This window comes from Rhodococcus sp. NPDC127527 (genome assembly GCF_042672245.1).
In the GTDB taxonomy this organism is placed as follows: Bacteria; Actinomycetota; Actinomycetes; order Mycobacteriales; family Mycobacteriaceae; genus Rhodococcus_G.
This window is the reverse complement of sequence record NZ_JBHXVP010000017.1, coordinates 84,982-95,275: the sequence shown is the minus strand read 5'-3', so window position 1 is coordinate 95,275 and position 10,294 is coordinate 84,982. Positions and strand designations below refer to the sequence as shown.

The 10,294-nt window shown below is 65.1% G+C and carries 11 protein-coding genes and 4 pseudogenes; 7 read left to right on the top strand and 8 right to left on the bottom strand.

What is annotated here, in order from left to right:
* Positions 1–82, top strand: an 82-nt coding sequence (locus ACFVH2_RS22545) for an MspA family porin (RefSeq protein ID WP_378428147.1), incomplete at its 5' end; no start/stop codon positions are given.
* Between the two features lie 176 nt (positions 83–258).
* Here ACFVH2_RS22545 and ACFVH2_RS22540 read toward each other — a convergent pair.
* Both ACFVH2_RS22540 and ACFVH2_RS22535 read right to left on the bottom strand, forming a co-directional pair.
* Positions 259–375: pseudogene (locus tag ACFVH2_RS22540) on the bottom strand (hypothetical protein); the annotation flags it as partial.
* A gap of 310 nt (positions 376–685) precedes the next feature.
* Positions 686–829 (bottom strand): hypothetical protein, encoded by a 144-nt coding sequence (locus tag ACFVH2_RS22535; RefSeq protein ID WP_378426962.1) that lies wholly within the window; start codon positions 827–829, stop codon positions 686–688.
* A gap of 255 nt (positions 830–1,084) precedes the next feature.
* On the opposite strand from ACFVH2_RS22535, the gene ACFVH2_RS22530 reads away from it, so the two are divergent.
* On the top strand, positions 1,085–1,690 hold the full coding sequence (locus ACFVH2_RS22530; protein ID WP_378426964.1) for a DUF4822 domain-containing protein: 606 nt from the start codon (positions 1,085–1,087) through the stop codon (positions 1,688–1,690).
* Between the two features lie 204 nt (positions 1,691–1,894).
* Positions 1,895–2,407 carry a DUF664 domain-containing protein gene (locus tag ACFVH2_RS22525; RefSeq protein ID WP_378426966.1) on the top strand — a complete coding sequence of 171 codons (513 nt, stop codon included), beginning with the start codon at positions 1,895–1,897 and terminating at the stop codon, positions 2,405–2,407.
* A gap of 234 nt (positions 2,408–2,641) precedes the next feature.
* Here ACFVH2_RS22525 and ACFVH2_RS22520 read toward each other — a convergent pair whose 3' ends face one another.
* On the bottom strand, positions 2,642–3,154 hold the full coding sequence (locus ACFVH2_RS22520; protein WP_378426968.1) for a hypothetical protein: 513 nt from the start codon (positions 3,152–3,154) through the stop codon (positions 2,642–2,644).
* Between the two features lie 210 nt (positions 3,155–3,364).
* Between ACFVH2_RS22520 and ACFVH2_RS22515 the strand changes: the two are divergent.
* Positions 3,365–3,457 (top strand): annotated as a pseudogene (locus ACFVH2_RS22515) (DUF3349 domain-containing protein); the annotation flags it as partial.
* Between the two features lie 497 nt (positions 3,458–3,954).
* The gene (locus ACFVH2_RS22510) at positions 3,955–4,848 is read left to right on the top strand and encodes an SDR family NAD(P)-dependent oxidoreductase (RefSeq protein WP_378426970.1); all 894 of its coding nucleotides are present in this window, start codon (positions 3,955–3,957) and stop codon (positions 4,846–4,848) included.
* Between the two features lie 308 nt (positions 4,849–5,156).
* Here ACFVH2_RS22510 and ACFVH2_RS22505 read toward each other — a convergent pair whose 3' ends face one another.
* The gene (locus tag ACFVH2_RS22505; protein WP_378426972.1) at positions 5,157–6,056 is read right to left on the bottom strand and encodes an NAD-dependent epimerase/dehydratase family protein; all 900 of its coding nucleotides are present in this window, start codon (positions 6,054–6,056) and stop codon (positions 5,157–5,159) included.
* Between the two features lie 83 nt (positions 6,057–6,139).
* Between ACFVH2_RS22505 and ACFVH2_RS22500 the strand changes: the two genes are divergently transcribed.
* Complete coding sequence (locus ACFVH2_RS22500; RefSeq protein WP_378426974.1) at positions 6,140–6,781, top strand: ScbR family autoregulator-binding transcription factor; 642 nt, start codon at positions 6,140–6,142, stop codon at positions 6,779–6,781.
* Here the strand turns inward: ACFVH2_RS22500 and ACFVH2_RS22495 are convergent.
* A pseudogene (locus ACFVH2_RS22495) lies at positions 6,751–7,554 on the bottom strand (ScbA/BarX family gamma-butyrolactone biosynthesis protein); the annotation flags it as partial. The gene ACFVH2_RS22500 and the pseudogene ACFVH2_RS22495 overlap by 31 nt on opposite strands.
* A gap of 966 nt (positions 7,555–8,520) precedes the next feature.
* A complete protein-coding gene (locus ACFVH2_RS22490; RefSeq protein ID WP_378426976.1) occupies positions 8,521–8,643 on the bottom strand; it encodes a hypothetical protein in 123 nt (40 codons plus the stop codon).
* Between the two features lie 430 nt (positions 8,644–9,073).
* On the opposite strand from ACFVH2_RS22490, the gene ACFVH2_RS22485 reads away from it, so the two are divergent.
* Entirely contained in the window at positions 9,074–9,214 is a 141-nt protein-coding gene (locus ACFVH2_RS22485; protein WP_378426978.1) for a hypothetical protein, read from the top strand.
* Between the two features lie 406 nt (positions 9,215–9,620).
* Here the strand turns inward: ACFVH2_RS22485 and ACFVH2_RS22480 are convergent, their stop codons facing one another.
* Both ACFVH2_RS22480 and ACFVH2_RS22475 read right to left on the bottom strand, forming a co-directional pair.
* A complete protein-coding gene (locus tag ACFVH2_RS22480) occupies positions 9,621–9,830 on the bottom strand; it encodes a hypothetical protein (protein WP_378426980.1) in 210 nt (69 codons plus the stop codon).
* Positions 9,827–9,976 (bottom strand): annotated as a pseudogene (locus ACFVH2_RS22475) (SOS response-associated peptidase); the annotation flags it as partial. The pseudogene ACFVH2_RS22475 and the gene ACFVH2_RS22480, both read right to left, overlap by 4 nt.
* Between the last annotated feature and the right edge of the window lie 318 nt (positions 9,977–10,294).

The following is a 10,294-nucleotide window of genomic DNA, read 5'->3' as shown; positions in this document are numbered from 1 at the left end:
CAGCTACGTCAAGGTCATCGTCAGCACCGCGAACGTGCAGAGCACCGTCACCCTGTGGGGACAGCCCTTCAGCCTCGGCTGATCCGCCCCACCCCCAACGCACCCGACCGAAACACGGCCTCGCCCCTCACGAGCCAGAGTCGGGTTGCTGAAAGACGCAGGCGCGTGGTCCGTCGGATCCCCTCCCGGACCACGCGCCTGTGGCATCTCTACACGACGGCGGGATCGTCACCGAAACATGACGATCCCGCCGTTGCGCTATCCGAGCACCAGTCCCTCGCCGTCGACGGAGACGTTCACCGGCACCGTGTCGCCGTCGTGAATCTCACCGGCCAGCAACAGCTTTGCCAGCTGATCGCCGAGGGCCTCACCGACACGAGCCGATCGCCGCGAGGACAGCGATTCGCCCACCCGCCGCTGGAACAGACCCAAGTTTGTGTGATCTTGAGCCCTCTCTAAGTGTAATCACCAACCGGTCAACCTAGCCAATCCACTTGGAGCCCAATGTGACCCGCGATTCGTGAACATCCATCTCACCGATCCATCCGTAGGTCAGTTAGTCAGACGCTCATGGCCGTGGCGCGTCTTCCCTCTTCTCTCTCCTCTCTCCATCCATCGCCCGCCTGAGTGAGGCGTCTCTCTCCGCTTCGTGCGTTGAGGTCCACATGCGACTTCACGAGAGAACTCAATTCCGTACGGCTGCAACGACGGTCCGTGAATCGGTCAACGACATGCACTCGACCAACTTCTCCAGGTTCTCCTGCAGCGGCACGAAGTCGGAGTTCTCGACGTGCGCCGCGGCGGCGATGCCCGCCCGGCGACCGAACACGTTGGTGCCGAGCAGCGAGTTGGCGCCCAGGCGGTTCCCTAATTGGTGACGTGTGGTCAGAACGGCTCGACTGCGTTGGGATGAGCGCGATGTCGGCTGGTCGAAGAGCTGATCGCACGAAGACCCAGCGCGAGGAACGCCCCGGCCGCACAGCCGGGGCGTCCCTGCATCCTGCTCCGGATCATCCGTTCGGTGCCCGAGTAATAGCCGATCGGATGATGTGGCCCTCTGGGCCCGATTCGTAACGTGGCGGACATGAACATCACCTCGCTGATCTCCCGCCGTACCGCTGTCGCCGCCTCGACCGTCGTGCTCGCCGCACTCGCGATCGCCCCGACGACCGCCGCTGCCGCCGCACCCGCCGCGCCGGGGTCCGTCGCCTCGTTCCGCGTCGCGCAGACCCCCTCGGACGTGCTCGCCTCGACCCCGTGGAAGACCACCAGCGCGATCGACCAGGACGGCAACCGCGTCGCCCTCGACAACCCGGCCGTCTCGAACTTCGTGGGCTGGGCCTACTTCAAGGCAGATGGCACGTACACGATGTACAACCTCAACGACAGCCCCAAGCTGCACGGCGACTGGACCGTTACCCCCGACGGCTCCGAGCGCTGGATCAACGCGAAGAACGACGCCGGCCAGGTTCTCTTCCAGCGTGTCGTCCCGATCACCCAGCTCGACAAGAACGTCTTCACCTACCGCATCTTCCCGAACGCAGCCGACACGAGCGTCAACTACGACATCGTGCATACCAAGACCAACCACGTCGAGCCCGGCACCGACGGCCGCGGCCCCGGCGCGAACGGCAACCCGGGCGGCAACGGCAACGGCGGCTACCACTTCAACAACGGCAGCAGCCACTGACCCGAACACCCAGAAGGCCCGGTCCCCGATTGCGGCCGGGCCTTCTGCATGCGCGGGGTTAGGGCCCCTTGTAGATGTCCAAGATGCTGGGCGCTCCCTCGGGCCGGTACGTGACGACGATCTCGTCAGCCGGGGATCCGAAATCTCCGCCCAGCTCGCCGATCGAGGACCGATATCGTCTGCAATCGCTGCCACGCTGGGTCCATGACTACCCCCGACGAACGCGACGTCCTCCTCGGCCTGCTGGCCCGCCAACGCGCGGCCCTGCGCGGCGCCCTCTCCGGGCTCACCGAAGACCAGGCCCGAAGTGTGCCCAGCGCCAGCTCGATGAGCCTGGCCGCACTGCTGAAACACGTTGTCCGCGGCGAGGAGCAGGCCCTCGCGCTGCTCACCGGCGATTCGAGCGACGCCGATCCCGACCCGGTCGCCGGCTGGCTGGCCGGCTGGCAGGTGTCCACGGAGGAGACAGTCTCGACCCTGCTCGCCCGGCAGGACGCAGTGGCCGCGCGGATGGCGGCGCGGGTTCGAGCCGAGGACGATCTCACCCGCCGGCCCGTCATCCCGGCCGAGGTTGCGCAGTGGTTCGACGTGGGCGTTCACGACGTGCGGTGGTTGCTGCTGCACCAGATCGAGGAGCAGGCCCGACACGCCGGTCACGCGGACGTGATCCGCGAGTCGATCGACGGCGCGCAGGCCGCCCAGCTCACGGGAGTCTAAGTAGGAGGCTGCGGTAGAACTGGCCGAAACTCGGGGGACCCAGAACTCCCGGTACCAGTGAAGGCGGTACGGCGCGACGGTCGTGGTCATGGAGGTCGCCTGCGCGGTGGTCGGCGTTGGCGCCTGTGTTCAGTCTGGGGATGTGCGGGGTTCCCGTGGCTGCCCCGAGCGCGGGGGAAGGACTCGGGTCGATACACCGAGCAGAGCTCACTGGTCGATCCGCATGGCGTGCCGTCAGCGGCGGAATCCTCGGTCGGGGTCACGTCCGCGATCGGCGATGAACGGGTCGAACCAGTGCAGTGGCTCGAGGTTGACCCCGTCACCTGGCGGCTGTTCATCGAAGAGCAACAGAACGTCGCGGTCTTCGAACAGGCTGTCCAGGGGACCGTCCCACTGGGTGTCCTGAGGATGCTCAGGGATTGGCGCGATTTGGTCGTCGAGTTCGCCGTCGAGATGAAGGGCTCGGGCCCGACGGAGGATCAGGTGCAAGGCCATCTCCTCGGCCGTGCACGTCGGCAGAGGCTGGCGGCCGTCGTCGATATCTTCGGCGAGGTCGTCGAATGACCGGGCCACCTGCCGCCGCCACCGCTCGCCCTCACCCCACGTCGCCGGCGGGAACGCAGCGAACACCGACCAGAACATGTCTCGAGTCACCGGCCCGTCACCGTGCCTCTCGATGTCGTCGTAGGCGTTGTCGGCGAGTGTGCATGCGGACAGATGCGCGAGCCGCATCTGCCGCGGCGTCATGTGGAACGACATGTCGTCGCCGTCCAGTAGGTCGGGTACCAGGTGCACGAGGGGCACCGTAACCCTGGGCTGAAGACATGTTGCCGGAGTTGTCTCATCGTGCGGGAGGGTTACGCCCGACGTCGCCGTCACCCTTGCCGAGTCACGCGGTCAAGACCAGGACCCCGCCGTCACCCGAGCGGAGGTCGGTGAGCTCCCGAGCACCTCACTCACGACGAGCCGTCCGACGAGGACATCACCCGGGTCAGAGCCGTGCTCGCAGCCGCAGGCTGGCCGCTCGATGATCCTGACACCAGGACGTAGCGAGGTGACTTACAGCCCTGTGGCGCCGATTACGAGGGTGCTGCGGGCGTTTCGGCGACGTCCTCGGGCACGGTCCACATCCGAACCACCCAGTATCTGCCCACGGCGATCTGAGCGAACACCCGCTCTGCGTGCTCATCCGGGGTAAGTCCGTGCTCATCCGCGTCGTTCTGGAGCCAATCACCGGAGCAGAGCGGTCCACCGACAAGAGACAACCACCAACGAACAGTTCGAGGAAGCCGACGGTCTGGCAGAACGCTCGACGTGATTTCCCGCGCAACGGGAAACGGGCATCGGTGGGCGAGTTGGGCGACTTAGCGTGAGCGGGATTCTCCGCAACTGTCACAGACCGGGCAAGGGGAAGAAGCTGTGGCATCTGACCCGCCGGATCCTCAACCCCGGCTTCGGCAAGTCGGCGCCGAGGGTCGCGCGGGCACGCCGCGACGGAACGATGACAACTGGGATGCGTATTCCTCACGTACAGACATGGGAACGACATGACAAAGCGATTGACCGGGCGCACCGCGCTGGTGACGGGAAGCAGTCGAGGGATCGGGCGGGCGATCGCGCAGCGCCTGGCCGCGGAGGGCGCCGCGGTGGTCGTCACCGCACGCTCGACGACACCGTCGAGGTCGGTTCGGGACGGACATGAGCACATGCTCGAGGGCACTCTGGACGAGACGGTCGAGTTGATCGAGCGCGCCGGAGGCCGGGCCGTCGCGATCGCGGCGGACCTGGAGGACCCGGTGCAGCGCGCCGGGCTGGTCGATGCCGCCGTCGATGCCGTCGGAGGCGTCGACATCCTCGTCAACAACGCCGGCTTCGCCGACTACTCCTCGATCGAATCGATGGAAGAGGCCACCTTCGACCGCACCGTCGAGCACTACCTGAAGATTCCGTTCCTGTTGTCGCAGGCGGTGATTCCTCGCATGCGCGAGGCCGGTGGTGGTTGGATCGTGAATGTCGGCTCGTCCACCGGTCTAGCGCCAATTCGGCCGTTCCGCGAGTACAACAAAACCTCCGGTGACGTGATCTACGCGGCGGCGAAGGCGGCACTGCACCGGTTCACACAGGGATTGGCGGCAGAGGTTCAGGGCGACAACATCGCCGTCAACGTGGTCGGGCCGTCAACGGCGATCATGACGCCGGGTGCGGCGGCGCTGCTGCCAGACGGCTACGCCACCGAACCAGTGGAGTACCTCGCACAGACCGTGCTGGAGATGTGCACCCAGCCCGCAACCGAGCGCACCGGACTGGTCGCGTTCAGCCTGCACTTCCCGTGGTCGCAGGGCATCGTGGTGACGAGCCTCGATGGGGAGCGCGCACTGCCGAGCCTCGAGCCGCCGGCATGGGCGAACCCGAACATCGCCGCGGACGGATTGAGGGCGTGAACGGCGAAGTCGGGCCGAAGCCAGACAGTGGCCGTCCTCGTTTACTGCGGCGGAATGAGGAAGCACCATACAAACGCTCGTGAAGCTGTGAATCTTATGGTGCCAAAAGGTTTTTCGCGCGGGGTGACCCACCACGATTCCTGGAGAGACCCGGGTTCCGCCGGGAACCTTTCACCGGCCACACCGCACCCAACATTCAGTGACCAGGCAAGAACAGCTCGCACCGCTGAAAGGACCTGCAACTGATGAACACCCCCTCGAACCGCTGAGCATCGACCTCAGCGGTCTTCTCGAGCAGCCGGGAACCGTCACCCGGACATTGGCACTCGTCCGGTTCGGTGCCACAATCTGGTCGGGTTGATGGTGTGGTCTCGGCCGACGAGGTCGATGTGTCGAGCGGTGAGGCCGGCCGTGGCCGCGCGGGCCAGCGCCTCCGCATACGTGCAGCGGGCGTCGGGGACGATCAGATCCTTGCCGGCCAGTTCCGTTGCGATGTCGAACACCGAACGCGGTTCAGGGTGGGCTGCGTGAAACAGGGCGCCTCTGTCGTCGGCGGAGCAGGTCATCGCCAGGTCCGCGATCAGGGCGCCGAGCTCGTCGACGGAGATGATCGACAGCAGTGCGGCACCGCCGTCGACCCAGGCGCGTGTCTCGCCGAGGATGTGACGGAGGCCAGGCAGGAACCAGCGATCGCGGTGCCCGTCGATGAAGCCGGGTCGGACTGTGGTGCCGCCGTGGGCGCGGACGATCCGGTCGGCTGCCGCGCGGGTGGCATTGACGGCTGTGACTGGATTCGGTTCTCGGGTGTCTTCGAGAACGTCGGTGAACGGACCCGGGCCGAAGACACCGATGGTGCAGAGGTTGATGACGAAGTCGATCCCGTGGGCAGATGCCGCCGCGAGCACGTTCCGGGTCCCGACGTAGTTGACCTGCTCGCACAGGTCCTCGTCCGCGCCCGTGTATCCGGCGGCGCGAACGATCACGTCGACACCCTCGAACGTTCGCGCCAGCGTTCGTAGGTCACCGAGATCTGCCTGTTGGTAGCGGACTTCGGCTAGCGGGGCCGGCGGAGGGCGCCTCACCACAGCGGTCACCTCGCCGCCGGCCGCAACCAAGGCCCGTAGAGTGGCAGCGCCGATGAAACCGGACGCCCCGATTACTGCGACATGACCGAGGTGACTGCTCCGCCCACCGGATTCCGGCGTCATCGGATGGGGCCCGGACGGTCGGCGACCGAGAGGGTGGTCGTGGTATATCCGATCTGGGGTCGACAAGAGAGGGCATTGACGTAGTGGTCAAGCAGGAGCGAGCGATCGCGACTCGGCAACAGATCATCAAGGCCGCCGCCGAGCGGTTCGACGAAACCGGGTACGAGCGCGCCAGCCTGGCCGAGATCGTCGATCTGTCCAGAGTCACCAAGGGCGCGTTGTACTTTCACTTCAAGTCGAAGGACGATCTCGCTGCTGTCGTCATCGAGGAGCAGCATGCGATCTCGATGACAGCGGTCGGTCGGATCCGACAGACGGAGGCACCGGCCCTCGAACAGCTGGTGATGCTGTGCTACGAGATGGGTCGCCAGATCGTCGAGGATCCCATCGTTCGAGCGGGCATCCGCCTCACTATCGAGATGAGCGCCGACGTCGGACCTCCGCAGCCGTACGTCGACTGGATCGACGGTGTCGACTCGGTGTTCCGTTCCGCGATCGAAGAAGGTGACGTTCTCGATACGGTCGATCCCGCGGTACTCGCGCGCTACTTCGTCGCGGCCTTCACCGGGGTCCAGCTCGTGTCGAACGTGCTCACCCAGCGCGACGACCTCGAGGCCCGACTCGACCAGATGCTGTCGTTCATTCTGTCGGCGATCGTCGCTCCCCGACGTCGGCACAAGATCGATCGATACCGTCATGCGCGGTGGGATCCGACGTCCGGGTGACCGTTGCCGGCTGTTGATGGAGACAGACGCACGGTGCCGGATGCCTTCGTCTGCGAGAACTCGACGTCGACGCAGCCCTCCTCTTCGCGCCGGAGGGTGGTAGCCACGATGGTTGGCTCGTCCAATTCGAGAAACCGGCGGAACGTCATCGCGAGGGACTCGACGTCGGCGCAGGCCGGCCGAGCGCTCTGGCGAGCCGCCTCGAGAACAACGGCGCCGGGCACGTGATCGGACGGATGGTCGAACAACACAGGGTGGGTCAGATCGACCCGAAGCGGCCATCTCCCCCGGCCCGGGCCCGAAGGGTGTACACCCAAGACCACTGCCCGAGTGTCTGGGGCACACACCGCGGCCGGCGAGACCGGATCCGGTTGTGGGATGCGACCGACTGACGGTGCGCGGTCTCCGCTCCACCGCACCCGCTCGTACTCGTCCACCGTGAGGACGTTCGCCGCCGCCAGCGCACGCCCCGCCACCTCACCGTCGATGCGGGAGTCGACATCAACACTGAAGGCTGACAGTCGACCTCTCCGGCGGGCCTGCTCGGTCACCCGCGCGTCGATGACAACGTCGGCGGGGCGGGCTCCGACCGTCAACCTGTCCAGATTCGACTCGACGCGCATGGTCTGCATCGTGAACCGGTGAGCGAGGGGTACGGAGTAATGCATGTGCGCCAGGTAGATGGCGCACATGCCGAGCCGTTTCGCCAGCAGCATCGTGTCGTAGCGGTCGGTGCACGTTCGATAGAAGGCGTGCTGACGCGGCCACTGAGCACCGAGACGGAATCAGTCGACCCCGTCCGAAGGATCACTGTCCGTGAGGTAGACCTCGGACACGGACTGGCGGTGCACGAACCTTCTCGAAACCGTCGATTCAAAACTCAACGCCTGCACAATTTTACGGAGGGTAGACCCGAACATGCCAACCGTCCGGGTTTTGACATGAGTTACGACATGACGTGCATCGTCCGGCGCAAGACCGACCCGTCCCTCCGAGGATGGACATCTGACGACCGATCGGCCATCCCCACTCAACCAGGCCTCGAGAACAACCCGCGTGAATCACGACCAGGTGCATACCTGCACTTCCTTCACATCGGCGACAGGTGTCTCCTTTATCTATTTTGTCTACATTTCGCGCCAAAGCGGGGAATCGACGGCCGGTCGCCCATCGATTGATCTGGTGGATGAATCCCCTGCTCACCGGAGGCGTCAGGGGGGTAGACAAACTTTTCAATACCGGTTGACCGGTTATTTATTCGATTCCACGGACAGGCCGCTCCAGCCGTGAGTAACCTCCCCACTCAGAGATCGAGTGATCCACCACATACCTGAAAGCGATCGTTTCGCGCGTGCACCGTCACACGAGATCGAGGAGCCCCATGGACGCACGGTCACCACGGACCTGGCCGTGAATTCACTTGCGAAGAGCGGGAATCGGGGGATCTCGATACCGATCGACTGCCGCGGCGGCGTCCGGACCGAGTGTCGGTCGGACAGTCGAAGCGCTGAATGATCCACCAACCGGACCTCTTTCGGCTCTTGGCGTGACAGCCAGGACGGAAGGGCACCTCACGAATTCACCCTGCTCGACGGCAGGGGGTGCGCCGGTCCGAGGCATCGGAACGGGTGGGCGTGCAAACCGAGGTCACACACTCGAGCCGCACAGTGCACTACCACCACGAGATTCGATAGCTTCAATGAAAGGTACCCACACCATGGGGATCAAGAAGACTGGAATCATCGGCGCAGCACACTCGCATCCGCGGCCGCCCTCGCCTTCGCCGGCACCGCCACCAGCCCGAACCCTTGGGCGACCGCCACCACCGGCGGGTCGACGCACATCGACTCGGCAGTGTTCAACGCCCACAAGCACCCGAGTAAGAACTCGGCGTACGGCTTCTACTTCACCGCACCGTAAGGAGGATCGATGCTCGGCGCCCTCGCCAACGCGTTGCTGAACTTGGGCCTTGGAGTGATACCCGCCGTAGGCGGATCGCTCGACAGCCTGAACACGATGTCCACCAACAGCTACTCGGATGGGATGTGAAGGAAACGATGGGATCGATAGCTGAGTCAACCGGCTCGTTGGGACAGACGGTGGCGCAAGCGCTGCCCATGCTGCTGGGCGCGGGGTTCGTGGGCCTGCAGTTGTCTGTCGGATTCTGACAGGAAGGACGACATGCCAACTCAAGCGTTCTCTGCAGATCTGATGTCGAATATCGCGCAGACCTGGACGGGGGTCAACGGACCCCTCACCACGTTCCTGCACTCCCTGTCCTGAGAAAGGAGGATGACAACTATGTTTGCGACCTACTGGAATGGACTGGTCAACCTCGTAGCAGGCCTCACCTCGATGACCGTGACCGGACTGGACACGGCATCCAGCCAAGGCGCCGGCTGGTCGAGTCTCGAATCAGCCAGCAAGGGCTGACGAGAGACGCGGATCAAGCTCTCGCCCGTAGAACAGCTCACACGAGTTGAGCTAGATGCTCACAGGCACCTTCGGAGGGTGCCGGGAAGGGACTGCTGAAGTTCCCCGTTCGAGGATGGGAGCGTCTGTACTCCACCCTTCCTGGCACCCTCCAGAGGTTTCTTGCTGTGCCCATGGCATCTGCGTCGGGCATCGCTGCCGATGGGCATTCATACTGCCGCGGTGATCCGACACGATGGTCAGGTGACGTCCGAATAGGAAGGCTTCATAGCCGATCAGCCGCCGGAGGGCCCGCCGTGGCTGGTGGAGTTCGTGGCGGACCTGCACGCAATACGGTCACCGGGACGCTGAGCAGCAGCGTGGAGAACCCGACGCAGAGGGCGAACATCTGTTGCCACTGCCACTGCTACTGCCACTGCTGCGGCGTCGTCGCCCGCGCGAGCATGACCGCGATCCGAGTACCGGCCAGTGCGCAGACCCCGATCAGCAATCCGGCCACAGTTGCGATCGGCAGAGCCCATACGACGAACATGGCAGGAAGGCCGAGCACGAACCACAGCGCGGCCACCGGTGCCACCACGATCGGGGTGGTGACCAGTTGGCCCTGCCAGGTCACCGATGCACCGGCATCAGCACGTCGGGCCGGTTGCTACGCGGCGAGTTCACCGCGGTGCTGACCTCGCACGGTCCGAGGTGCGGTTCGGGGACCGAGTTCGGCAGCGCGTCGACGTCGTCGCGGTCGGTCAGGGCCGGATCGAGCCACGCCGATGAACGTGCCCTGCAGGCTCGAGCGCAGCGCCTTCCTCGCATCAGCCCGCGGCGGTCGCCCGCGCACCACTCTGCTGGCGCCGGACCGCTCGACGAGAAGAAGGAGGCGGTCAGTGACCCCGGTGCACTACACGCCACGCCGAGTCCGGCTGCGACGAGCAGGACCGAGGAGCCAAAAGGCCGCGTTGCAGGTGTGATCCATCCAGCCTTCACGAAAAGCAGAGTAGCCCCGGGCTCATCTCCACCCGAGAGATCGACACACACGAGACATATCGTTCATCCGCGGAGCGGCGACACCGCTCCAGCAGGCCA